Genomic DNA, 23,263 nt, shown 5'->3' with positions numbered 1-23,263 from the left:
CATCCGACGACCGGTGTCCGTCCCGGCCCGTCGGACCCCCGGGTCACCCGTCCGCGAGGGCCGCGCCGATGGTCCGCAGCCCCGCCAGGTCGTGCACGTCCTCCGGGAGCGCGGCCACCTCGGCCACCCGGATCCCGCGGTGGTGGGACAGCATGCGGTCGCGCAGCCGGGCCTCGTGCTCGCGTGTGCGGACCCGCTCCGCGTGCAACCGCAGCGCGGCCGACGCCAGCGGATGCGTGCCCGCGTCGCGCAGCGCCGTCTCCGCCCTGACCGCCTCCGCGGCCGTCAGGCGCGCGCCCGCCCCGTCCGGCAGGGGATGGGCGCGGTTGACCACCAGCCCCGCCAGCGGCATCCCGTCGGCCGCCAGGCGGTCGACGAAGTAGGAGGCCTCGCGCAGGGCGTCCGTGTCGGGCACCGTCACCACCACGAACGCCGTCCCCGGCGCCTGGAGCAGCCGGTAGGTCCGCTCCGCTCGCGCCTGGAAACCGCCGAAGACGGTGTCGAAGGCCGAGACGAACGAGCGCAGGTCGCTGAGGAGTTGGGCGCCCACCACCTTGTTCACGGCGGAGGTCACCAGGTTGACCCCGGCTCCCAGAAACCGGAACGCGCCCGTGCTCGCCGGAGCGCTGAGGAACCGGATCAACCTGCCGTCCAGGAACCGCCCCAACCGCTTGGGGGCGTCCAGGAAGTCGAGTGCCGACCGGCTGGGCGGTGTGTCCACCACGATCAGGTCCCACTCGCCCGACTGGCGGAGCTGGCCCAGCTTCTCCATCGCCATGTACTCCTGCGTTCCGGAGAAGCTGGTGGAGAGCGTTTGGTAGAAGGGGTTGGCCAGGATCTGGCGCGCGCGTTCGGGGTCGGCGTGCTCCTCGACGACCTCGTCGAACGTCCGCTTCATGTCGAGCATCATCGCGTGCAGGCCGCCCGGCGTCCCCTCGGGGAGCGGAACCGGGCGCGGCGCGTTGTCCAGGGACTCCAGGCCCAGTGACTGAGCCAGCCTCCGGGCCGGGTCCACGGTGATCACCACCGCCCGCCGTCCCCGTTCGGCCGCGCGCAGCCCCAGAGCGGCGGCCGTCGTGGTCTTCCCGACCCCACCCGCGCCGCAGCACACGATGATCCGGGTCTCCGGAGAGTCGATGAGCGCGTCCACGTCCAGACGGGGCGCGGAGGGCGCGTGCGTCGCGGTCACCGGTCCATCCCCTGTTCCCCCAGAGTCTCCGCCAGTCCGTCCAGCGCGGAGCGGTCCACACCGCCCTCCAGGTGGGGGAGTTCCACCACGGGCCGCCCCAGTTCCGCCAGACGGGCCCGTGTCCGGTGCTCCAGCCGCACCCGCAGCGCGTGTGCCCGGACCTCGTCGGACAGTGCCGCCGCCAGGCCGTCGACGTCGGACAGCCCGGCCGCCTTCAGCCCGGAGACGAGTTCCGCCTTGTCCAGCCCGCCGTTCGCGGTGGCGGCCAGGTCGTCCTCCCCCAGCAGGGGCGGACGCGCCATGTTGACGACCACCGATCCCACGCGCAGCCCCAGGGCGTTGATCTCGGCGATCCCGTCCAGGGTCTCCTGCGCGGGCATCTCCTCCAGCAGGGTCACGAAGTGCACCCGGGTCCGGGGGGAGCGGATGACCGACATGACCTTGTCGGCGTGGTCGCGGACCGGACCCACACGGGCCAGGCCGGCCACCTCCGAGTTGACGTTGAGGAACCGGCCGATCCGGCCGGTGGGCGGCGCGTCCATGACGACGGCGTCGTAGTGGAAGGGCGCGGAGGCGCTGTCCGCGGCCCGTCGGCGCGCGCCGACGCGGCGGCGGACGGCCTCGGTGGCCTTGCCGGTCAGCAGGACGTCGCGCAGTCCGGGGGCGATCGTGGTCGCGAAGTCGACGGCGCCCAGCCGGTTCAGCGCCTGTCCGGCGCGCCGCATCCCGTAGAACAGCTCCAGGTACTCCAGCAGCGCCGATTCGGCGTCGGCGGCCAGGACGCACACCCGCCCGCCGCTCGGCAGGGGGATCAACTCCCGCTCCTCGTACGGCAGCGCGGGGTGTCCGAGGAGGGTCGCCACTCCCTGTCGCCCCTCGACCTCGACCAGGAGGACGCGGCCGCCGCGCGAGGCCAGGGCCATGGCCAGCGCCGTGGCCACCGTGGTCTTACCCGTCCCGCCCTTGCCGGTGACGATGTGCAGTCGCACCCCGGCACGGGGCTCCCGAGGGCGCCCCGGTCCGAACTCAGCCTCGTTCACCCCACGGAGTCTACGTCCGTGCCGACCCCCGCGACCGGGCACGTCGGGGGAACCGTGCCGGGGCGCCGGCGGTGGACGCGTGCGATCCGCCGGGTGAGTAAGGTGGCGGCGTTGACGTGCGGCCCCGCCACACCCCGGTGGGCCGCCGGTTCCGGATGGGGGAGTACATCATGAGCAAGTGGGAGTACCAGACGGTGGCTCTGCTGTCGCACGCCACCAAGCAGATCCTGGACAACTGGGGTGCGGACGGCTGGGAGCTCGTCTCCGTCGTGCCCGCTCCGCTTCCCGAGGGCACCGACCCGCGCAACCAGCAGTACGTCGCCTACATGAAGCGAGAACTCTGATGACCGCCACTCCCGAGGAACGCGTCGCCGAGCTGGGGCTGACCCTGCCCGACGTCGTGCCTCCGCTCGCCTCGTACACGCCGACGGTCCGCTCCGGCGACCACGTGTACGTGTCCGGGCAGCTGCCCCTGGTCGACGGTGAGCTGCCGGCCACGGGCAAGGTCGGCGCCGAGGTCACTCCGGAGACCGCCCAGGAGCTGGCCGCCCGGTGCGCGCTCAACGGCATCGCCGCGGTCCGCGCCGAGATCGGCGACCTGTCCAGGGTGGTCCGCGTCGTGAAGCTGACCGGGTTCGTGGCGAGCACGCCGGACTTCACCGGCCAGCCCGGAGTGATCAACGGCGCCAGCGACCTGGTCGGCCGGGTCTTCGGCGACGCCGGGGTGCACGCGCGCAGCGCCGTCGGCGTGACCGCGCTGCCGCTGGACGCGCCGGTCGAGCTGGACATGATCGTCGAGGTCCGCTGACCGGACGGTCCGGCCGTGATGGGGAGCGGGTCCGTGGCGCGGCCACCGGCCCCGAGACAGACCAGGAGGGTGCGCCGATGGCCGAACAGTCCGCGTTCAGGGGCGGTACCGAGGCCAGGCCCGCCGCCACCGTGATGCTGCTCCGACCCGCGCGGGCCGGTGCGGAGCGGGCCGGCGCCGGGGCGGCCGGCACTGGCCGGGTTCCGGCCGCCGGGCGGGACATGGAGGTCCTGCTCATGCGCAGGGTCCGTTCCATGGGCTTCGCCCCGGGCGCCTACGTGTTCCCCGGCGGGATCGTGGACCAGCGCGACGCCGACGGTGACCTGCCCTGGACCGGGCCGTCCCCGGCCGAGTGGGCCCGCGTCCTGGGCACCGACGTGCCGATGGCGCGCGCCCTGGTGTGCGCCGCGGTCAGGGAGACCTTCGAGGAGACCGGGGTCCTCCTGGCCAGTGGGCCCGAGGCGGCCGGCGCGCCGGCCATCACCCTCGACACCGCGACGGAGGAGTGGGAGCGGGACCGGCGGGGGCTGGTCGACCGCTCCCACTCCTTCACCGAGGTGCTCTCCCGGCGCGGGCTGGTCGTGCGTTCGGAGTGGCTGCGGGCCTGGTCGCGCTGGGTCACGCCGAGGGTGCAGTCGCGCCGCTTCGACACCTGGTTCTTCGCCGCCGAACTGCCCCCCGGGCAGGAGTCCCGGAACGTGGGCGGTGAGGCCGACCTGACCCGCTGGACCGACCCGGCGCGGGTCGCCGCGGAGAACGCCGCCGGGCGGATGCCGATGCTGCCGCCCACGGTGGTCTCCTGCGCCGAGCTGGCCGCCTGTCGCACCCTGGAAGGTGTACGCGAGGCGCGACGGGATATCGTCCCCATTGAACCGGACGTTCGGGATGTCGACGGTCAGACCCGGATCGTGACCCCGGACGGGGCCCACTACCCCCTTCCGAAGCCCGACGCGACCCCCTGAGGGGTCCCCACGTCACGGTGTGGCCCGCACTGGTGCGGACGGACGCGCCGCGTCCCGTGGCCGTCCCCTCCGGACCGGTCCGGTACCGGCGAGCGAAGCGAGGTGCGATGAGGATCGACGGTTCCGGGACGCTGCGCGCCAGCTGCGTGCTGTGCCCCAACCCCGGCCCGATGACGTTGGAGGGAACCAACACCTGGATCCTTCGGGAGCCCGGTGCGCGCGGCGTGGTGGTCGTGGACCCCGGGCCGCACGACGAGCGCCACCTGGAACGGGTGGCGCGGACGGTGCAGGAACAGGGCGCACAGGTCCTCATGGCGATCGTGACCCACCGGCACCCGGACCACACCGAGGGAGGCCGCTACTTCTCCGAGCTGACGGGCGCCCCCGTGCACGCGGTCGACCCGGAGATGCGCGTCGGCGGCGCCGGGCTGGTCGACGGCGAGGTGCTCACCGTGGACGGGCTGTCGGTGCGGGTGATCACGACGCCGGGGCACACGGACGACTCGATCTGCCTGCTGCTGGAGTCCGACAACGCGCTGCTGACGGGCGACACGGTGCTGGGGCACGGTACGCCGGTGATCGACGGCGACGACGGGCTCGGTCCCTACATGGATTCGCTGTACCGGTTGCGGGACATCGCGCGTGAGCACCAGGTGCGGACGATCCTGCCGGGCCACGGCCCGATCCTGTCCTCACCGGTGTCGGTGCTGAGCTCCTACATCGACCACCGCGAGTCGCGCCTGGACCAGGTCCGGTCGGCCCTTCGCGCGGGTGCGACCAGGGTGGAGGAGATCATCGACCGGGTCTATCCGGACATCTCGGAGCAGATTCGCGGCGCCGCGGGCTCGTCGGTGCGGGCGCAGTTGCGTTACCTGGCGGTGCGCGATGAGCTGTCCGCGGAGGTCGAGTCGTAGGAGGCGCTATGGCTCCGGGAACGACCGCGGCCGCCCACCCCCTCCAGGGTGAGCGGCCACGCGGTGTCCAGCGCTCCTAGCGCGCGCGGCGGCGCATGCGCTCGACGTCCAGCAGGACGACGGCCTTGGCCTCGATCCGCAACCATCCACGCAGGGCGAACTCGGCGAGCGCCTTGTTCACCGTCTCGCGGGAGGCGCCGACGAGCTGCGCGAGCTCCTCCTGAGTGAGGTCGTGGTGGACGTGCAGACCGTCCTCGCCCTCCTTGCCGAACTTGTCGGCGAGCTCCAGGAGGGCCTTGGCCACACGGCCGGGCACGTCCGTGAAGACCAGGTCGGCCATCACGTCGTTGGTCCGGCGCAGACGGGCGGCCAGCGACTTGAGCAGCTGGAGCGACACGTGCGGGCGGCTGGAGAGGAAGGGGCGCAGGTCGTCGTGGCCCAGCCCGGCGAGCACGGAGTCCGTGACGGCGACGGCGCTCGCGGTGCGCGGACGCGGGTCGAACAGCGACAACTCACCGAACATCTCGCTCGGGCCGAGCACGCCCAGCAGGTTCTCGCGGCCGTCCACGGCCGTGCGGGTCAGCTTCACCTTCCCACTGAGGATCACGTACAGCCGGTCACCCTCGTCCCCCTCGCTGAAGAGGGTCTGGCCGCGGCCGAGTCGTACCTCGTTGACCGAGGCGCGGAGTCCGGCCGTGTCCTCCTCGTCCAGGGCCTCGAAGAGGGGGGCCTTCCGCAGTACTTCGTTGATCTCGTCCACCACACGTCCTCCTAAAACCTGACCGCCAACAGTGTGACGTATATCGCACCCGGGTGTGAAACCAGGTCGTTACCTCGGCTTGTCCGCCGGGAGACCACGAGCCCACAACAGCCGACGTCAGCCCAAGAGATCTTAGTCCGCATCGACCCGTATCAGGGCGGTCCGCGCCGTGTCATCGGACATTGGTTACATAATCTCGGTCACTGGCGCACCGTGTCAGTGGATCCCGCCAAGGAGCGTGTCCCCTCCCCGGTCGGCACGGGCACCCGGGCCGCCGTGCGCCTACCCTGTGACGATGCCCCGTGAGACACCAGACAGCACCGCGGCGCCGACCACTCCGACGGGGGAGAGCCGGCTCGCGTTGGTGCGCCGCGCCCGCCGGATGTACCGGGAGCTCGTCGAGCTGTACCCGGACGCGCACTGCGAACTGAACTTCACGACCCCGCTCGAACTCCTGGTCGCGACGATCCTGTCCGCCCAGTGCACGGACAAGCGGGTCAACCAGGTCACCCCCGCCCTCTTCGCGCGCTACCCCGACGCCGAGGCCTACGCGTCGGCCCGTCGTGAGGAGTTGGAGGAGATGATCCGGTCGACCGGTTTCTTCCGGGCCAAGGCCAACAGCCTCATCGGGCTGGGGCAGGCGCTGTGCGAGCGACACGGCGGCGAGGTTCCGGGAAACCTCGCGGACCTGGTCAAACTATCCGGTGTAGGAAGGAAGACGGCAAACGTACTGCTTGGTAACGCCTTCGATGTGCCGGGAATCACCGTGGACACGCACTTCGGGAGGCTCGTCCGACGCTTCGGGTGGACCGACGAGCAGGACCCGGTGAAGGTCGAGCACGCGATCGGGGAGCTCTTCCCGCGCAAGGACTGGACCATGCTGTCCCACCGCGTCGTGTGGCACGGGCGCCGCGTCTGCCACGCCCGCAGACCGGCGTGCGGCGCGTGCGGTCTGGCTCGCTGGTGCCCGTCCTACGGCGAGGGGCCCACGGACGAGGCCACCGCGACCAAGCTGCTGCGGATGCGTTCGTTCGCCTGACGCGTTGTGACTCCCGTGGGGATCGGACGGCGGTTTGTACCCTGATCACGTGGGCGAGCGCACACTCCTCGTCCCCGGGGCGACCGGCCCTCTCCCTCCCCACCCACACGACGGCGCTCTCGGCCCCTGGAACAGGTTCCCTTCATGAACTCGACACCGCACTGGCTCACCGCGCTCGCGGACTCGGCCAGGACGATGCCCGTGCCCCGACCCATGCGCCCGCCGGAGACCGGCGGGCGCGAGTCCGCCGTTCTCATCCTGTTCGGTGAGGGGCCCCAGGGGCCGGACCTGCTCCTGATCCAGCGCAACGACGGCCTGCGCAGGCACGCCGGACAGCCCGCCTTCCCGGGCGGCCGGATCGAGGCCGCGGACGTCTCGCCCGAGGCCGCCGCGCTGCGCGAGGCCGCCGAGGAGACCGGCGCCGACCCGGTCGGGATCGACGTCGTCGGCCGCCTTCCCGAGTTGTACCTGCGGTACAGCGACTTTCGCGTCGTGCCCGTCCTGGGGTGGTGGCGCGAGCCGTGCGAGGTGCGCCCCGTGGACCTGGGCGAGGTCGCGGCGGTCTCGCGGGTCCCCGTCGCCGACCTGGCCGCTCCGGAGAACCGGGTCGAGGTGCGCTACGGCGAGGGCCCTCGCTGGGGTCCGGGCTTCCGTGTCGACGGCATGCTCGTGTGGGGATTCACCGGAGCGATCGTGGACAGTCTGCTCGTGCTGGGCGGATGGGAACTTCCGTGGCGCCGTGAGGGTCTCACCGACATGTTCGAAGCGACCCCGCACGGCCTGCGCCCGGTCGGGTAGCGCTCACTCTGGGAGGGGAGGGGACCGTGCTGGACGTCATCCTGATCGTCCTGCTGCTGCTGTTCGCCGTGACCGGCTACCGGCAGGGGTTCATCGTCGGGGTCTTCAGCTTCTCGGGGTTCATCGGCGGCGGCGTCCTCGCCGCGCTGACGGCCCCGACCCACATCCAGGAATGGGTGGTGGACCCCGGGCGACAGGCGCTGGTGGCGATCGCGGTGGTGTTCCTGTCCGCGGCACTGGGCCAGTTCCTGTTCTCCTACCTGGGGACCCTGGTACGGAACCGTGTCACGTGGGACTCGGCGCGGGTCCTGGACGCCATGGGCGGGGCCGTCGTCAGCGGGCTGTCGGTGCTGCTGGTGGCGTGGTTCATCGGAAGCACGGTCGCCAACTCGGCGCTGCCGTTCGTGGCCGGACAGGTGCGGGACTCGCGTGTCCTCCAGTCGGTCGACGCGGTGATGCCGGAGTCGGCCCGGGGCGGGTTCCTGACCTTCCGGCGGATCGTCGACCAGAGTGACTTCCCGCAGGTGTTCAGTGGTCTGGGCACCGGTGAGCTGGCCGAGGTGGAGCCGCCCGACCCCGACGTGCTCACCACATCGGAGCTGATCGACGCCAGCCGCAGCGTGGTCAAGGTGCTGGGAACGGCGCCCGCCTGCCAGCGCCGGGTGGAGGGGACCGGCTTCGTGTACGGCGAGGACCGGATCATGACCAATGCCCACGTGGTCGCCGGGGTCACCGAGGACCTGCGGGTGGTCACGAGGGACGGGCACCAGTTGGAGGCGACCCTGGTGCTGTTCGACGCCCAGCAGGATCTGGCCGTCCTCGACGTGCCGGGATTGGAGCTGGAGCCGCTGGAGTTCAACGGAGCCGCCGAGCAGGGCGACGACGCGGTCGTGGCCGGGTTCCCCCGCAACAGCGGCTTCACGGCCGTCCCAGCGCGCGTGAGGGCCCGTCAGACGGCGCAGGGACCCGACTTCTACCACTCCCAGCAGGTGAGCCGGGAGATCTACCAGGTGCGGGCCGTGGTGCGCCCCGGCAACTCCGGGGGTCCGCTGCTGGCGCCCGACGGGACCGTCTACGGCGTGGTGTTCGCCGCCGCGACCAACGAGGACGAGACGGGGTACGTGCTCACCGCCGACGAGGTCGCCGCCAACGCGAGCGCGGGCCTGGAGGCCGACTCCGAGGTCTCGTCGGAGGTCTGCGACTAGGGCGTGTTCCGCGGACACGTACCCTGCTGCGCGACGCCCCGGCACAACTCTCGCGGCGTTCTCATCAGTCGACAGCCAACCCCGGGCTGACTCCTTCTTCGGCCTTGCGAGAGCCGCACCGGATGCGCCGCTCGCTACGGGCAGCATCCACGGCACACGCCCTAGCGGTGTCCTTCGGGGCCTGCCGCCTCGCTTCGGCCCGTGTGCGAACGACACCCCTCGGGTGAGCGTTCCGAGGAACAGGCCCCGGGCGGTGTCTTCCGGGGCCTCCCCGTCGCCGTGGGACGGCGACGGGGGGCGTCTCCGGCCGGAGACGCCCCCCGATCGGGTTCGCGAATCTAGTTGGAGCTGGGGTCGTGTGCCCGCTCGGCCGCCACCGGCCAGCTCATCCGCACGATCGTGCCCTGGTCGCTGGGATCGATGCGCACCTCGTCCGCGAGGCCGGTGATCACCGCCAGGCCGAGGCCCGGGGAGAACCCCGAGATCCCGCCTGGAGGGGTCTCGTCACCGTCGAGGAAGAGCCCGTCGAGCAGGGGGCTCGTGTGATTGGTCGACTCCTCCGTGTCCTTGGCCGGGGCACGGTCGGAGACGACGACCTCGAAACGCTGTGTGGCGTTGCCGTTGGCGCGCAGGACGCGACCGGGCGTGCCACCATCGGCCTTCGCCGTGGACTCGGCGCCGGCACCGTCGATCAGCTGGAGCAGGATCGGCTGTGTCGGGCAGTGCAGCTTGTGCGCGGCCACCGCCCGAGAACACGCCTCACCGACCGCCAGCCTGATCTCGTCGATCGCTGTCGCGGCGATACCGGCCCGCCGTGCGACGGTCGCGGCCATGAGCCGCGCCGTCCGCACGTGTGCCGGGAGCGCGCTGATCGTCAGCGTGATGGTTGCCATCGCTCGCTCTGGACTACTTCTCGGGGCGCTTGTCGATGGCTTCCTGCACCGAGTCGTGGATACCGAACACCTTGGTCAGGCCGGTGATCCGGAAGATCTTGAGGATGCGCTCCTGGGTGCAGACCAGGGCGAGCGTCCCGTTGTGCGCGCGGACGCGCTTGAGCCCGCCCACGAGCACGCCGAGGCCCGTCGAGTCCAGGAACTCCACCTTCTCCATGTTGACCACGAGGTGGAAGTTGCCCTTGTTGACCAGGTCGATCAGCAGCTCGCGGAGCCGGGGCGCGGTATAGACATCGATCTCACCCTCAACGACAACGACCTCGGTGTCGCCCTCGGTGTAATGATCAAGCTTCAGGTCCACTAGTCCTCCAGCGCCGAACCGCGTATAACGCGAATGGTCTTCTGCCGGGCGTTACCCCACCAGCACGCATTCAACCACGGGTACAGAGTGTGTCTTCCTGCGATGAGCAGAAAAACGGTGACACCGCGCCACTCTTCCCCCGGATGCCACACTGAAACCGATGTCCCCCAGTGCCACACCCCTCGCCGGGAGGATCGTGGGTCGGGAACGTGTCCAGTGAGGAGGGGTCTCGGATGAGGCGATCGGAGCCCGTGCTCCCCGATGTGTGGCGTGACGATACCCGGTACCCGCGGGTGACCCATATCGAACGTGTGGCCCCGGGCGACGGGGCGAGCGGGGAGTGGCCGGGGTGGACCGCGCCCCACCTGGTCGAACGCCTCGCGGCACGGGGGATCACGGGTCCGTGGTCCCACCAGGCCGCCGCGGCCGACCTCGCACGCTCGGGCAGTGATGTGATCATAGCCACGGGTACCGCCTCGGGAAAGTCGCTTGCCTTCCTTATGCCCGCGGTGGACGCGGTTGACTCGGGTGGGACCGTGCTCTATCTCTCCCCGACCAAGGCGCTCGCCCAGGACCAGCTGCGGTGGATATCGGACCTCGGACTTCCGGGCGTGCGGGCGGCGGTCTACGACGGGGACACGCGGCCGGAGGAGCGTTCGTGGGTACGTGAGCACGGCAACTACGTCCTGACCAATCCGGACATGCTGCACCACGGCGTCCTGCCCCGGCACGGGGCGTGGTCGCGCTTCCTGCGCAGGCTGCGGTACGTGGTGATCGACGAGGCGCACCGGTACCGGGGGGTGTTCGGTTCGCACGTCGCGCTGATCCTGCGGCGGCTGCGCCGGATCTGTGCCCGGTACCGGTCCGAGCCGGTGTTCGTGCTGGCCTCGGCCACCTCCGGAAGCCCCGGCGAGAGCGCGAGCCGACTCACGGGGGTTCCGGTCGCGGAGGTCACCGAGGACGGTTCACCCCGTGCGGGGATGTCCGTGGCGCTCGTGGAGCCGGAGCTGACCGAGATGACGGGTGAGCAGGGCGCCCCGGTGCGGCGGACGGCGTCGTCGCAGGCTGCGGAGATGCTCGCTGACCTGGTGCGGGACGGGGTCCGTACGCTCGTCTTCGTGCGCTCCCGGCAGGGGGCGGAGGTGGTCGCGCTGACCACCCAACGGCTGCTGTCCGAGAGGGGTGAGCACGACCTGGCCGCGCGTGTGGCCGCCTACCGGGGCGGCTACCTGGCGTCGGAGCGCAGGGAACTGGAGGAGTCGCTGCGGTCGGGGAGGATCCTCGGTCTGGCGACGACCAACGCCCTCGAACTCGGGGTGGACATCAGCGGCCTGGACGCCGTGCTCATCGCGGGGTGGCCGGGGACACTGGCCTCGCTGTGGCAGCAGGCCGGCCGCGCGGGACGGCGCGGTGAGGACGCGCTCGCGGTGTTCATCGCCCGCGACGACCCACTGGACACCTATCTGGCCCACCACCCGGAGGCCATTTTCGGTCGGTCCGTAGAGGCGACGGTTCTTGATCCGGAAAACCCGCACATCCTCGGTCCACACCTGTGCGCGGCGGCCCAGGAACTCCCGATCACCCGGGACGACTTCACTCTGTTCGGTCCGACGACCGAGGAGCTGCTCGGTGAACTCGTCTCAGGAAAACTTCTGAGGAAGCGCCCGAGGGGCTGGTTCTGGACGAGCAACGAACGCGCGAGTGACATGGCCGATATCCGGGGAGCGGGCGGCCCGCCGGTGCAGATCGTCGACACCGGCAGCGGGCAGCTGCTCGGCGAGATCGACGAGGCGGCGGCACACGGCACCGTGCACCCCGGCGCGGTGTACCTGCACCAGGGAACCACCTACCTCGTCGACGACCTCGACCTGGGGGAGGGGGTCGCCCTCGTGCACCAGGCGGAGCCCCCCTACAGCACGTGGGCGCGCGACACCACGGACATCACGGTGCGGTCGGTCCGTCGGAAGGAGTCCTGGCCCAGCGGGGCGGCCGTGTACTTCGGGGAGGTCGAGGTGGCCCGCCGGGTGGTGGGCTTCCTCAAGCGGGACGTGCGGACGGGGGCGGTCCTGGGAGAGCAGCCCCTGGACCTGCCGGAGCGGACGCTGCACACGCGCGCCGTGTGGTGGACGCTGCCGCGCGAGGGCGAGGAGCGGCTGCGTGAGGCCGACGTGGGCCTACTGGGCGCGGCGCACGCGGCCGAACACGCGTCGATCGGACTGCTGCCGCTGTTGGCCACCTGCGACCGGTCGGACATCGGCGGGGTGTCCACCTCCGTGCACACCGACACGGGAAGGCTGACGGTCTTCGTCTACGACGGGTACCAGGGCGGTGCGGGCTTCGCCGAACGGGGCTTCGCGGCCGCACGCGAGTGGCTGGCCGCGACCCGCGACGTGATCGCCGACTGCGAGTGCGACCAGGGGTGCCCCTCGTGCATCCAGTCGCCGAAGTGCGGGACCGGGAACGAGCCGCTGAGCAAGTCCGGGGCCCTGAGACTGCTGGACGAGGTCCTGGACGTGGCTGAGGAATGAAACCTTCCACAGCCTGTGGACACTCCGACTCCATCATCCACGGGGAGAAACGGCCGACACGGCGTCGAGGTCCGACTCCGCCCCGACCACCGCGTACAGGAGGAACGGCAGTTCGCTGTCGTGTTGGACGATGGCCAGCCCGAGCCAGCGGTCGATGGGACGGTGTCGCCAGAACGGCGGATCGTCCACGGCGTAGGACAGTTCGTGGAAGTGGTCGGGGATCGGTTCTCCCTCGTCGACGACGTCCCTGAAGGTGGCCGTGTCCAATCGCTGGGCGGGTCCCCATCTGCGCGCGAGTGCCGCGACGACCTGATCCCGCTCCGCCTCGACCGAGGCCAGGGCGGCGTCGACGATCTCCGGCGACCGGTCCTCCCAGAAGTCCCGGCTGAGGGCGAGTGTCGACAGGTGGAAGCCGGGGCCGGAGACGTGCGGGCCGTTCCCGACGCTCCGCGTGGGGAACGGGGTGGCGAGGGCCTCGTCGATGTGGGAGAGCCGATCACTCAGGCCGATGGGGATCGCGTGTGGAGCCATGCGGGAACCCTAGGCGCTCGGTCCTCGGCGGCGTTCCCGATGGCCGACGGACGTGGCCCGCCAGGTCCGGTCGGTGCGGTGTCCCAGACGCGTGGCCGCCGCCGGGCGGAGGAGTGTGGCGCGCCGGGGCGGTTGTCCACAGGCTGTGGATGGGTCTTTCGTCGACCCCCCGCCCGGCGGACCCTGGTGGGAGAGGGTTGACGCTCCGTCACCCCCCGCCCCGGGAGGTCCCATGCCTGTTGCCGCGTGTCCACTCGTCCGACCTCGAGTCCCCACCGATCACGGGATGACCACGAACGTGGTCGACGGGGGCGCGGATGTCACCCGGGTCCCCGCCGACGACCGGGGGGTGACCACGGCCGAGTACGCCCTGTGCGCTGTCTCCGCGGTCGCCTTCGCTGGTGTCCTGTACGCCATCCTCACCGGTGACACCGTGAACGACGTCCTCACCAACCTCGTCGTCGACGCGCTCAGCTCCGGTGTCTGACCGGGGCTCGGTCACCATGGAGACCGCCATGGTGCTCCCCTCATTGCTGCTCGTCCTGTCCGTGCTGCTCGGCGGGGTCACGGTGGCCGCCGCCCAGCTGGCGTGCGCCGACGCCGCGCGCGTGGGAGCCCGTGCCCTCGCACGGGGCGAGACCGACCACAGGGCGCGTGAGCTGGCGCTGTCCGCCGCCCCCGACACCGCCGACGTGCGGTTGGTCCGCGAGGCCGGGACGGTGCGGGTGACCGTCCGGGCCGAGCTGCGGATCGGCCCGGTGATCGGTCCGCCGGTCGAGGTGGTCGGGAACGCGGCCGTCCCGCTGGAACCGGGGGTGTGATCCGTGCGCGTCACCCACGACACCGGTTCCGCCACGGTCTGGACGGTGGGGGTGTGCGCGCTGCTCTGGCTGGCCGTCCTCACCGTGCTGCTCACCGCGGCCGCCCGGTTGGACCGGGACCGGGCCGCCACCGCCGCCGACCTCGCCGCGCTGGCGGCCGCGGCCGGGGCGGTGGACGGAACGGACCGGTCCTGCGACCGGGGCCGGGCCGTCGCCGAGGCCAACGGAGGTGCGCTGGTCTCGTGCGTCGTCACCGGCCTGACCGTCGAGGTGGCGGTCTCGGTCCCCTCGTCCGTGCTGGAGCGGACCGTCACCGCCCGGGCCCGCGCCGGCCCGGTTCGGCCGTACCCTGCTGATCTATGGGACACCGACACCCGAGCACACTCAAGAACTCCGAGGTGAGCCACGCCCGGGCCCGATGGCTGCTGCGGGCGGAACTGGCCTGCTGCTCCGAGTGCCGGGCCGAGGGGGACCGCGAGGCGGTGGCCGACCTCGCGGCGGGCGGGGTGTTCGACTCCCTGATCACCGGGTTCGTGCTCGCACGGGTCGAGCAGTGGTACTCGCCGAGCCGCCCGCCCCGCTACCCGGCCACGGTCTACAGCATCGCCCCCATCGACGAGCGCGACTTCTGGCAGGCCACCACCCAGCACTGCATGCGGGTGTGCATGGTCGAGGGAGCGCGTGGCGAGCGGGTCGACACCCGTCCCGCGCTCAAGGAGCTCACCCTGATGTCGGTTCGCGACCGCACGCTCGTCCTCGACGACATCATCGACGGGCTGTGCGAGAACGAGTCCTAGACGGGACGCGCCCGCCCGGGCCGTGGCCGCCCTCCGGCACCTCCTGCCGCGCGGTGTCCCGCACGGAGCGGGTCAGGGGCCGGTGCGGAGGGCGTCGATGGTCAGGGTGAGCCGGTGGACCTCGGCCAGGGCGATGAGCAGGTCGGTGACGAGCGTGGGCATCGGCGGGGTCCTGCCGTTCGGGATCGTGGGGTGGCCGAGGCCGGGGCGGTGGTGGAGGAGGGCACGGATGGCCTCGGCCAGCTCCGACAGGTCGTCGGGGCCGGTGGCGTTCGCCTGGCGGTGAGACCGGAACCGCGAGGGAGCGAACGGTGGCGAGCGGTGCGGAACGGCGAACGCGTCGGGGAGGGGCGCGTGGTCTTGCCGGGTTGCGTGGGGCACGGGTGGCTCCTGGCTGTTCGTGTGGTGGGGGCTCGGCCGGGGAAGGTCACCGAGCCCCCTGCCTGTGGTGGGTCACGGGCGGTCGGAGGCGGTGCGGTCAGCCGCCGAGCGCGCCGGCCAGGAGTTCGGCCGCCATGGGGACGATGCCGATCAGTACGAAGGCGGGCAGGAAGCACAGACCCAGCGGAGCCACGACGAGGACCCCGAGCCGCTCCATCCGTGCCAGAGCCCGCGCACGCGACGCGCGTCGCAGATCCGCCGCGTGCCGGTCCAGCAGGTCGGCGACCGGTGCTCCGGTGTCCGCCGCCCGCGCGAGGTCACGGCCGACGGCGGTCAACGACTCCGGGAGGGCGGGACTCCGCCAGGCGGTGGCGGGGTCGGCCCCCAACCGCAGCCGCTCCGCGACCAGCGCCAGCTCCTCCCCCAGCCGTCCGCCCGTCGACCGGGCCACTGCGGACAGGCACGACGGAACGGCCGCCCCCGCGCGGACCCCCGAGGCGAGCAGGCCCACCGCCACGGGAAGGTCCGTCGTCACCGGAGGGTCGACCGCCCGCCTACGGTGACGGCGGCGCCGGATCCACAGACCGGCACAGGTGGCCGCCGCCACGGCACCTCCCGGGAGGCCGAGTAGCGCGAGGGCGACGACGGTCCCCGCCGCACCGGCCAGGACCGGCGCGGCGCGGCGGATCCGTGCCCTCGCCCGAGAAGGACGGGGAATCGGACGCGGGCCGCGGATCCGGTGGACCGGACTCCCACCCATGAGCACCCATACGGCGGCGGTCCCGAGGACCACCGTGGCCGCCTCGAACATCCATCCCCTTCCTCACGCTGCTTCCGCCTCATGCGGCTCCCGCTCACACCGCTCCCGCTTCGTGTCGCTTCCGCGCCAGTGCCGCCTCGTGTCGTTCTCTCCTCGCTCCGGTTCGTCTCCGCTTCTCCTGCGTGCCGTGTCCGGCTCACGTCGGGTCTCCTCCGCGCGGGTCCCGTCTCATACGGGTCCGCCCTGCGACGCTCCCGCTCCATGCGGGTCCTGCTCGCGCAGGTGTCGCGGGCACGCCCGGGCGTGCCGCGGGTCCGCGGGGCGGAGGTGATCCCCGGGACCGTTCCTCGCCCGCGTCCACGGCGCCGCGCACCATGCGCAACGTCCACCAGGCCCCGAGCAGGTCCAGGGCCGCCCCGCCCACCAGACACCCCAGGCCCACCGGTGTGGTGAACAGGAACACCAGGGGTGAACCGCCCAGCCCCGCCGACATCAGCAGGCCCACCAGGGGAAGCCCACCCAGCACGATCGCCGTGGTGCGGGGCCCGGCGGTCCTGGCCGCGACCTCTGACCGTTGCTCCTCATGCGCCGTCAGTTCCTCGGCCAGGGCGTCGACCACCCCTGCCAGCCCGGCCCCGGTCTCGGCGCAGACCTCCCAGCACGCGGCGAGGTAGGCCAGCGCCCACAGGTCGGGATCGCGGTCGGCGGCGGCGCGCATCGACGCCGCGTCGCGGAGCCCGGCCACCGAGGGTCCCGCCTGCGCCGCCGACACGCGCAGCGCCTCGTCGGGAGGCTGCCCGGCACGCAGCTCCGCGGCCAGGATCCGGCACAGCACGACCACCGCGCGACGGCGCCGCGACCCCTCGCGGCGGTGGGCCAGGGCGCGGACGATCCGCCGGACCAGGGCGCGGACCCACGGTCGGAGCGGATCCCCGAACCGACCCGGAGCCCGTCGCGCCGGTTCCACCTCTGACCTTCGTGATCGTGACCGGCCGATCCCGTGAAGCTCCGTCCCTGGTCCCCGTGACCGAGACGGGCCGACCGCAGGGGCCGTCCACCCAGGTCCGCCTGGCCCGGACCACTCCGGTCCGGGCTCCTGGGCCGGGCACGCCCGTGACAGGCGGTCCCGTCTGGGATCGGGCACGAGAGCCAACAGGACCAGTGCGACCACACAGAGCAGCAGGACGGTCATGAGCTCGGCCACCCCCCGCCCAACCGGTCCGCCAGCGCCTCCGCGCCGGGGAACTCATGGCAGCCCCCCTCGGGGGTGAAGGCGACGGCGGGCAGCGCCTCCACCACCCCGTCGCCTCCCCGGCGCAGCACCCGGACCTCGGCGAGCCGACGTCCCGCGGTGTCCCGGACGAGGTGGATCACGAGCGCGCGGGTGGCGGCCAGCTGGCTGTGCACCGCGTCCCGGGTGAGCCCGGCCGCGCAACCCAGCGCCTCCACCCGGGCCGGGACGTCCTCGGCGCCGTTGGCGTGGAGGCTGCTGGCGCCACCCTCATGGCCCGTGTTCATGGCCGCCAGGAGCGAGACGATCTCCGGCCCGCGCACCTCGCCGACCACCAGCCGGTCCGGGCGCATCCGGAGCGCCTGACGCACCAGGACGGACAGGGGGACCTCCCCGCTGCCCTCGATGTTGGCCGGACGGGTCCGCAGACGGACCACGTGCGGATGCTCGGGACGTAGCTCGGGGGAGTCCTCGGCCAGGACCACGCGCTCAGCGGGACCGACCAACGAGAGCAGCGAGGACAGCAACGTGGTCTTTCCGGTCCCCGCGCCGCCGCTGATCAGGAACGGCACCCGTGCGCGCACCACCGCCCGGAGCAGGGCCGCGCCGCGTGGGGTGAGCGTTCCGCACTCGGTCAGCCGCCCCAGGTCGAACACCCGACGGGGCGGCAGCCGCAGCGACACGCACGCCCCCTCCGGGGCCACCGGAGGCAGTACCGCGTGCAGTCGTGCCCCGTTCGGCAGGTGCGCGTCGACGTAGGGGACGGCCGCGTCCAGTCGCCGCCCGGCCTGGGCGGCCAGCCGTTGGGCGAGTCGACGCACCTCCTCCGCCGACGCGAACCGGACCCCGGCGCGCCGCAGCCCGTCACCGTCGTCGACCCACACCTCGTCCGGTCCGTTGACCAGGACGTCGGTGACCCCGGAGGTCAGCAGGTCCTCCAACGGCCCCGCGCCGGACAACTCGGCGGCGAGCCGCCGGGTCAGGGCGAGCAGTTCGGCGTCCCCCAGGACACCGCCCTCCTCGCGCAGCGCCGCGGCCACGGCGGCCCGACTCACCGGTCCGCCCGACTCGACCAGGCGGTCGCGCACCGCCTCCAGCAGGGCGTTCACCGGACCGGTTCCACTACGGGCAGTTCCGCCACGACGCGGTCCGCGAACCGGGCGAGCGGGGACCTGCGGTGTCGGGCCGGGGTCCGGCCGGCGGCCAGGAGCCGCGCCAGGCCCGGCTCCCGCGGCAGGTCGGCGCCGAGCGGCAGTCCCAGCGTGCGGGCGATCACGTCGGCCGTCAGCTCTCCTCCGGCGCCGATGACGACGGCGCTCACCCCCGGCGCCTCCGCCCGCAGGCGGGGCGCCACCCGGGAGGCGGCGACCACGGACGGCACGTCCGCCGGGACGACGACGTGGACGCGATCGGCCCGGTTCAGGAACTCGGTGGTGGCGGAGTCGAAGGACCGCGGGAGGTCGACCACGACCAGTCCGGTGCCCTCCCGGGCGGAGCCGAGGGCCGCCCGGGCCGTGTCGACGGGTAGCGCGTCGCGTTCGGTGACGTCGATCCCGGGGGCGCCGTCGCCGGAGGCGTCGGGACGACGGGACCAGGTGAGCACGCAGACGCCGAGCGCGCCGGGCAGGCCGGAGCGCAGGTCGTGCCAGCGCACCCGGCCGTCGCGGTGGAGGAGGTCGTCCCATCCGGTCCGGTGTCCGGGATCGGCCGGAGCGGCGAGGTCGCACCCGAGGTAGACGTCCGGTCCGCAGCCGAGCGGATCGGCGTCCAGGAGCGCGGTGTCCCGTCCACCGCGCGCGCCGGCCAAGGCGAGGGCGACCGCGGTCAGGGTGGCCCCGGCACCGCCCCGACCGCCCATGACCGCCACCGTCGGAGCCGGGGGGTGACCCCGTGCGGCCGCTCCGGCCAGGAGGTCCACGAGCTCCGACTCGTCCCCCGGGAGGCACAGGGGCGGTCGTCGGTCCATCGCGGGTCCACCGGGCGACGGGACCGCGAACGTGGCTCCGGGGCGTCCCGGCTCACCGTCGGCGGTGTCGGCCGAGGCCTCGCCGACACCGGGAGCCGGGCCGTGGTCCCGCGTCACGACCACGGCCCGGGGGTGCGGCGGAGCGTCGGCCGTGGCCAGAGGCGGGAGCAGGTCGGCGCCGACGACCACCAGCGGGGCCCGCGACCAGGAGCGCAGGGCCTGAACCGCCGAGCGTGCGACTGCGACCTCGACGGACGCGGCCGTGGCCAGCCTCAGCAGGTCGTCGAGCAGGATGGGGTCGTCGGTGGCGAGCAGGGGGCGGGACCGGGCGTCCATGGCGTCTCCGAGGTCGAGGGGTTCACCTCGACCATCGCCGAACGAGATCCGTCCCGAAAGACCCGATCCGTATCTGTGGACAACTCCGCCGGGCGGCGATCAGCGCCTTCCCGGAGGGCCTCCGCCGCGCGCCCGGGGGCGTCAGGCCACACACCCGACGGGAGGGATGCGTGCTTACGGGGGCGGACACGCATCCCTACCCGACAGGCGAGTGGAGCGGACGCGGTGACGGCCCCCGCAGGGGGAGAGGGGAGCCGTCTCCTCGGGGCCGGTCCTGGGGGGGGATAGGACCGGGTCCGCTCTCCGGGAGGGTTCGCGGGGACAGCGCCCCACGACCACCGAAGGACCTGGAAACGTACTCGTTCTCCGAGGAGCGATCACGCCGACGGGACACGGAATGTGTCGGGACAACAGCCGCTCAGTGGGGATTCCGCCTTGAGCCGTTGTGGCGTGGCTGGCCCTCGATCGAACGCCGGTGACGACGTTACCACGCGCCTCCGTGTATCGGTTCGGGAATCGATGAGAAAAACTTGGGTCAACCGTCTTTTCGGAGGATGAACCGAGCCGTAGAAAGAAAGCAGGTTGGTGGCGAAGATCCACCCCGACGCGGCAGCTGGGAACCCACGCACCACTCGGCCCGGTAAGGGCTGTCTAGGCCAGACTTGAGGTTGAACGGCCTGGTCAGACTAGAAAAATGGATGCTTGCTAACCCGGTGGGACGCGCCGGAGGCGGCGCCCCGCAAGAGGAGGCGGGGCGCCGTTCGCGCATGCCCTCATCTGCGTGAAGCAATCCCGAAACATTCGGCCGCGAACAAGCGTGACCGAACTGGTATCCCACGATGACTACTGGTCGGTAAATGAACGACCCCGTGAACTCTGGAGTTTCGGATCCGCTCGGTCACGCACGACGTTCCACTCAACCGCGTTTGAGCGCCTCACACGTGGCAAGGGAGTCCTGTGCGCCCGCCCGCACGGCGCGGCAGCAGTAGACCACCCATTCGGCCACGCCCTCAGGGGTGCCCTCCATGTATCCGCGCAGTGCCGGACCGTACTCCTCCCGCAGCACCTGGTGCCCCAGCTCGGACGGGACCAGCGACTTCGGATCCAGCCCCCGCTCCACCAGCGTCAGCCGCTCCGCGGCGCGCGCGACCAGGCCGTCCCCCCAGCCGAACGGGCGGATCGCCATCAGCTCCCCGTGCACCAGCGCGGACGTCACCAGCGCGGGGACGGACGAACGCGCGCCCAGGAGCGAGTACAGCCCCTCCATCCGCGCCAGCGCGGTCTGGGGATCCGGCACCCGGCCGAGCTCCATCGGGTCCTCGACGCGCTCACCGGGCAGCCGCGGCCGCCCCAGCGCCTCCTCCGCGATCGCGTCCGCCGCGGCCAGGGTGTGCAGTCGTGCCAGGGCCTGGCGCGGGGCCTTGGGCCAGGTGTCCACCAGACCGCCCAGCTCACCGGACACGCGCAGCGCGCCCTTGATCCGGGTGTCGTACACGTGGCCCGCGCGGATCTCGTCCATCGAGACCTCGGCGCCCTCCAGCGCGGCCGACGCGCACGCGCCCCGCAGGGAGGACTCCATGGACACGTCGCTGCTGCGTCGGCGCAGGATGCGGTGCCCCAGCAGACGGTCGACCAACGTGCGGGTCTCGGCGACGGCGTCGGCGACGCCCGGCAGTTCGGCGATCCGCTTCAGCGGGTCGGACAGGGAGGCGGAAGTCGATTCGCTCACGGTCACCAACACTACGCGCCGGTAATACCGTGCGCCCACACCAGCCGGCCCTGACCGCTCATCGCGCCGCGGCGACCGTTCACCGACCGTTCGCCGCGTGCCCCGCGGTCCCCGCCGCTGGATTCCGCCCCGGTGGTTCCAGTGGTATGGACCACATGATTAATTGGGTGTGAACCGTCGACGTAAGGAGAATCACAGTGGCCGACAGCACTCCCCCGAGCCAGGAGACACTGTCCAACCTTCTCCACGAGACCCGCAGCTTCCCGCCGCCGGCCGACCTCGCCGCCCAGGCCAACGTGAAGGCCGACGCCTACGCCGCCGCGGCCGAGGACCGCCTCGGGTTCTGGGAGGAACAGGCGCGCAGGCTCCAGTGGGAGCGCCCCTGGGACACCGTCCTGGACTGGAACCCGCCGTTCGCGAAGTGGTTCGACGGCGGGAAGATCAACGCCTCCGTGAACTGCGTCGACCGGCACGTGGCGGCCGGGCTGGGCGACCGCGTCGCCTACCACTGGGAGGGCGAGCCCGGGGACACCCGGACGATCACCTACGCCCAGCTCAAGGACATGGTCTGCCAGGCGGCCAACGCGATGACCGGGCTCGGGGTGCGCAAGGGCGACCGGGTGGCCATCTACATGCCGATGATCCCCGAGACCGTCGTGGCCATGCTCGCGTGCGCCCGCATCGGCGCGGTCCACATGGTCGTCTTCGGCGGGTTCTCCGTGGACGCCCTCGGACAGCGGCTCGACGACAGCCAGGCCAAGCTCGTCGTCACCGCCGACGGCGGCTACCGGCGCGGAAAGGCCAGCGCCCTCAAGCCCGCCGTGGACGCGGCCGTCGCCGACCGCCCGGCCGTGGAGAACGTCCTCGTCGTCCGCCGCACCGGCCAGGACGTGGAGTGGACCGACCGCGACGTGTGGTGGCACGAGGCCGTCGAGGCCGCGAGCACCGAGCACACGCCCGAGGCGCACGACGCCGAGGACCCGCTGTACATCATGTACACCAGCGGCACCACGGCCAAGCCCAAGGGCATCCTGCACACCACCGGCGGTTACCTCACCCAGGTCTCCTACACCCACTGGGCCGTGTTCGACCTGAAGGCCGACACCGACGTCTTCTGGTGCGCCGCGGACATCGGCTGGGTCACCGGACACTCCTACATCGTCTACGGCCCGCTCTCCAACGCGGCCACCACCGTGATGTACGAGGGGACCCCGGACACCCCGCACCGCGGCCGCTTCTGGGAGATCGTCGAGAAGTACAAGGTCACCATCGCCTACATGGCGCCCACGGCGATCCGCACCTTCATGAAGTGGGGTGACGACATCCCCGCCAAGTTCGACCTCTCCAGCCTCCGCGTCATCGGCTCCGTCGGCGAGCCGATCAACCCCGAGGCCTACGTCTGGTACCGCGAGCACATCGGCGGCGGCCGGACCCCGGTCGTGGACACCTGGTGGCAGACCGAGACCGGCGCCATCATGGTCAGCCCCCTGCCCGGCGTCACCGCCGGCAAGCCCGGTGCCGCCATGCGCGGTCTGCCCGGCGTCGTCGCCGACGTCGTGGACGAGGCGGGCGACTCGGTGCCCGACGGCGAGGGCGGCTTCATCGTGATCCGCGAGCCCTGGCCGTCCATGCTCCGCGGCATCTGGGGCGACCCCGAGCGGTACAAGGACACCTACTGGTCCCGCTTCGAAGGCCTCTACTTCCCCGGTGACGGCGCGAAGAAGGACGAGGACGGCGACCTGTGGCTGCTCGGCCGCGTGGACGACGTCATGCTCGTCTCCGGCCACAACATCTCCACCACCGAGGTGGAGTCCGCGCTCGTCTCCCACCCGAAGGTGGCGGAGGCGGCGGTCGTCGGCGCCACGGACAAGGTCACCGGCCAGGCGATCGTCGGGTTCGTCATTCTGCGCGGCGGTGCGGAGGAGGTGCCGGAGGAGCTCGTCAAGGAGCTGCGCGACCACGTCGGCGCCTCGCTCGGCCCGATCGCCAAACCCGCCCGGCTCCTGGCCGTCCCCGAGCTGCCCAAGACGCGGTCCGGGAAGATCATGCGGCGCCTCCTGCGCGACATCGCCGAGAACCGCGCCGTGGGCGACACCTCGACGCTCACCGACTCCTCGATCATGGACGTGATCGCCAGGCAGTTGCCGTCCGCCTCCAAGGGCGAGTGAGCCGGGGCGGTCGTCACGGCCGCCCCGCGCCGGTGCCGCACCGGGC

General features: G+C 72.3%; 24 protein-coding genes and 1 pseudogene. 13 read left to right on the top strand and 12 right to left on the bottom strand.

The features are described 5' to 3' along the window. Positions 1-43: 43 nt before the first annotated feature. Positions 44-1,189, bottom strand: coding sequence for an ArsA family ATPase (locus tag KIK06_RS21510; protein WP_268644862.1), 1,146 nt, complete (start codon positions 1,187-1,189; stop codon positions 44-46). After that, positions 1,186-2,229, bottom strand: coding sequence for an ArsA-related P-loop ATPase (locus KIK06_RS21505; RefSeq protein WP_268644861.1), 1,044 nt, complete (start codon positions 2,227-2,229; stop codon positions 1,186-1,188). The genes KIK06_RS21510 and KIK06_RS21505 overlap by 4 nt, the downstream gene beginning before the upstream one ends. Before the next feature lie 170 nt (positions 2,230-2,399). Between KIK06_RS21505 and KIK06_RS21500 the strand changes: the two genes are divergently transcribed. The 4 genes from KIK06_RS21500 (at position 2,400) to KIK06_RS21485 (ending at position 4,913) form a co-directional block, all read left to right on the top strand. Beyond that, positions 2,400-2,573 carry a DUF4177 domain-containing protein gene (locus KIK06_RS21500; protein WP_013156298.1) on the top strand — a complete coding sequence of 58 codons (174 nt, stop codon included), beginning with the start codon at positions 2,400-2,402 and terminating at the stop codon, positions 2,571-2,573. Further along, the gene (locus KIK06_RS21495) at positions 2,573-3,037 is read left to right on the top strand and encodes a RidA family protein (protein ID WP_268644860.1); all 465 of its coding nucleotides are present in this window, start codon (positions 2,573-2,575) and stop codon (positions 3,035-3,037) included. The genes KIK06_RS21500 and KIK06_RS21495 overlap by 1 nt, the downstream gene beginning before the upstream one ends. Before the next feature lie 77 nt (positions 3,038-3,114). Further along, positions 3,115-3,999, top strand: coding sequence for an NUDIX hydrolase (locus tag KIK06_RS21490; protein ID WP_268644859.1), 885 nt, complete (start codon positions 3,115-3,117; stop codon positions 3,997-3,999). A gap of 107 nt (positions 4,000-4,106) precedes the next feature. Beyond that, positions 4,107-4,913: an MBL fold metallo-hydrolase gene (locus KIK06_RS21485; RefSeq protein WP_268644858.1), complete on the top strand. Its 807-nt coding sequence runs from the start codon at positions 4,107-4,109 to the stop codon at positions 4,911-4,913. A 76-nt stretch (positions 4,914-4,989) separates the two neighbouring features. Here KIK06_RS21485 and KIK06_RS21480 read toward each other — a convergent pair whose 3' ends face one another. Next, positions 4,990-5,676, bottom strand: coding sequence for a Crp/Fnr family transcriptional regulator (locus KIK06_RS21480; protein WP_017602105.1), 687 nt, complete (start codon positions 5,674-5,676; stop codon positions 4,990-4,992). A 292-nt stretch (positions 5,677-5,968) separates the two neighbouring features. On the opposite strand from KIK06_RS21480, the gene nth reads away from it, so the two are divergent. From nth to KIK06_RS21465, 3 genes are all read left to right on the top strand, one after another. Then, positions 5,969-6,712 (top strand): endonuclease III, encoded by a 744-nt coding sequence (gene nth / locus KIK06_RS21475; RefSeq protein ID WP_268644857.1) that lies wholly within the window; start codon positions 5,969-5,971, stop codon positions 6,710-6,712. Between the two features lie 144 nt (positions 6,713-6,856). After that, the gene (locus KIK06_RS21470) at positions 6,857-7,510 is read left to right on the top strand and encodes an NUDIX hydrolase (protein WP_017602107.1); all 654 of its coding nucleotides are present in this window, start codon (positions 6,857-6,859) and stop codon (positions 7,508-7,510) included. Positions 7,511-7,536: 26 nt separating this feature from the next. Further along, positions 7,537-8,715, top strand: coding sequence for a MarP family serine protease (locus KIK06_RS21465; protein ID WP_017602108.1), 1,179 nt, complete (start codon positions 7,537-7,539; stop codon positions 8,713-8,715). A 338-nt stretch (positions 8,716-9,053) separates the two neighbouring features. Here the strand turns inward: KIK06_RS21465 and KIK06_RS21460 are convergent, their stop codons facing one another. Both KIK06_RS21460 and KIK06_RS21455 read right to left on the bottom strand, forming a co-directional pair. Beyond that, on the bottom strand, positions 9,054-9,608 hold the full coding sequence (locus tag KIK06_RS21460; RefSeq protein WP_017602109.1) for an ATP-binding protein: 555 nt from the start codon (positions 9,606-9,608) through the stop codon (positions 9,054-9,056). A 13-nt stretch (positions 9,609-9,621) separates the two neighbouring features. After that, entirely contained in the window at positions 9,622-9,969 is a 348-nt protein-coding gene (locus KIK06_RS21455) for an STAS domain-containing protein (RefSeq protein ID WP_017602110.1), read from the bottom strand. Positions 9,970-10,202: 233 nt separating this feature from the next. On the opposite strand from KIK06_RS21455, the gene KIK06_RS21450 reads away from it, so the two are divergent. After that, on the top strand, positions 10,203-12,497 hold the full coding sequence (locus KIK06_RS21450; protein ID WP_268644856.1) for a DEAD/DEAH box helicase: 2,295 nt from the start codon (positions 10,203-10,205) through the stop codon (positions 12,495-12,497). Positions 12,498-12,530: 33 nt separating this feature from the next. Here the strand turns inward: KIK06_RS21450 and KIK06_RS21445 are convergent, their stop codons facing one another. After that, positions 12,531-13,028: a hypothetical protein gene (locus tag KIK06_RS21445; RefSeq protein ID WP_017602112.1), complete on the bottom strand. Its 498-nt coding sequence runs from the start codon at positions 13,026-13,028 to the stop codon at positions 12,531-12,533. 286 nt (positions 13,029-13,314) lie between these two features. Here KIK06_RS21445 and KIK06_RS21440 point away from each other — a divergent pair, with 286 nt between their 5' ends. From KIK06_RS21440 to KIK06_RS21425, 4 genes are read left to right on the top strand one after another with little or no spacing between them, the layout of a single operon-like run. Beyond that, positions 13,315-13,515 carry a DUF4244 domain-containing protein gene (locus KIK06_RS21440; RefSeq protein ID WP_017602113.1) on the top strand — a complete coding sequence of 67 codons (201 nt, stop codon included), beginning with the start codon at positions 13,315-13,317 and terminating at the stop codon, positions 13,513-13,515. Positions 13,516-13,531: 16 nt separating this feature from the next. Continuing rightward, a complete protein-coding gene (locus KIK06_RS21435) occupies positions 13,532-13,849 on the top strand; it encodes a TadE family type IV pilus minor pilin (protein ID WP_268646104.1) in 318 nt (105 codons plus the stop codon). A 3-nt stretch (positions 13,850-13,852) separates the two neighbouring features. After that, positions 13,853-14,251 (top strand): Rv3654c family TadE-like protein, encoded by a 399-nt coding sequence (locus KIK06_RS21430; RefSeq protein ID WP_268644855.1) that lies wholly within the window; start codon positions 13,853-13,855, stop codon positions 14,249-14,251. Continuing rightward, a complete protein-coding gene (locus tag KIK06_RS21425; protein WP_268644854.1) occupies positions 14,209-14,646 on the top strand; it encodes a hypothetical protein in 438 nt (145 codons plus the stop codon). The genes KIK06_RS21430 and KIK06_RS21425 overlap by 43 nt, the downstream gene beginning before the upstream one ends. 72 nt (positions 14,647-14,718) lie before the next feature. Here KIK06_RS21425 and KIK06_RS21420 read toward each other — a convergent pair whose 3' ends face one another. From KIK06_RS21420 to KIK06_RS21395, 6 genes and pseudogenes are all read right to left on the bottom strand, one after another. Beyond that, a complete protein-coding gene (locus KIK06_RS21420; RefSeq protein WP_268644853.1) occupies positions 14,719-15,027 on the bottom strand; it encodes a hypothetical protein in 309 nt (102 codons plus the stop codon). Between the two features lie 97 nt (positions 15,028-15,124). Beyond that, a complete protein-coding gene (locus tag KIK06_RS21415; RefSeq protein WP_268644852.1) occupies positions 15,125-15,838 on the bottom strand; it encodes a type II secretion system F family protein in 714 nt (237 codons plus the stop codon). A 307-nt stretch (positions 15,839-16,145) separates the two neighbouring features. Next, positions 16,146-16,784, bottom strand: a pseudogene (locus KIK06_RS21410) (type II secretion system F family protein); the annotation flags it as partial. Between the two features lie 191 nt (positions 16,785-16,975). Continuing rightward, entirely contained in the window at positions 16,976-18,127 is a 1,152-nt protein-coding gene (locus tag KIK06_RS21405) for a TadA family conjugal transfer-associated ATPase (protein ID WP_268644851.1), read from the bottom strand. After that, positions 18,124-19,320: a septum site-determining protein Ssd gene (gene ssd, locus KIK06_RS21400; RefSeq protein ID WP_268644850.1), complete on the bottom strand. Its 1,197-nt coding sequence runs from the start codon at positions 19,318-19,320 to the stop codon at positions 18,124-18,126. The genes KIK06_RS21405 and ssd overlap by 4 nt, the downstream gene beginning before the upstream one ends. 916 nt (positions 19,321-20,236) lie before the next feature. Then, positions 20,237-21,049: a hypothetical protein gene (locus KIK06_RS21395; protein ID WP_026128246.1), complete on the bottom strand. Its 813-nt coding sequence runs from the start codon at positions 21,047-21,049 to the stop codon at positions 20,237-20,239. Positions 21,050-21,246: 197 nt separating this feature from the next. Here KIK06_RS21395 and acs point away from each other — a divergent pair, with 197 nt between their 5' ends. Further along, positions 21,247-23,217, top strand: coding sequence for an acetate--CoA ligase (acs, locus tag KIK06_RS21390; RefSeq protein WP_268644849.1), 1,971 nt, complete (start codon positions 21,247-21,249; stop codon positions 23,215-23,217). Positions 23,218-23,263: the final 46 nt, after the last annotated feature.

It is taken from the genome of Nocardiopsis sp. EMB25, assembly GCF_026797795.1.
GTDB classification, from domain to species: Bacteria; Actinomycetota; Actinomycetes; order Streptosporangiales; family Streptosporangiaceae; genus Nocardiopsis; species Nocardiopsis lucentensis.
The sequence above is the reverse complement of the archived record's forward strand: the minus strand, read 5'-3'. Positions and strand labels throughout refer to the sequence as shown.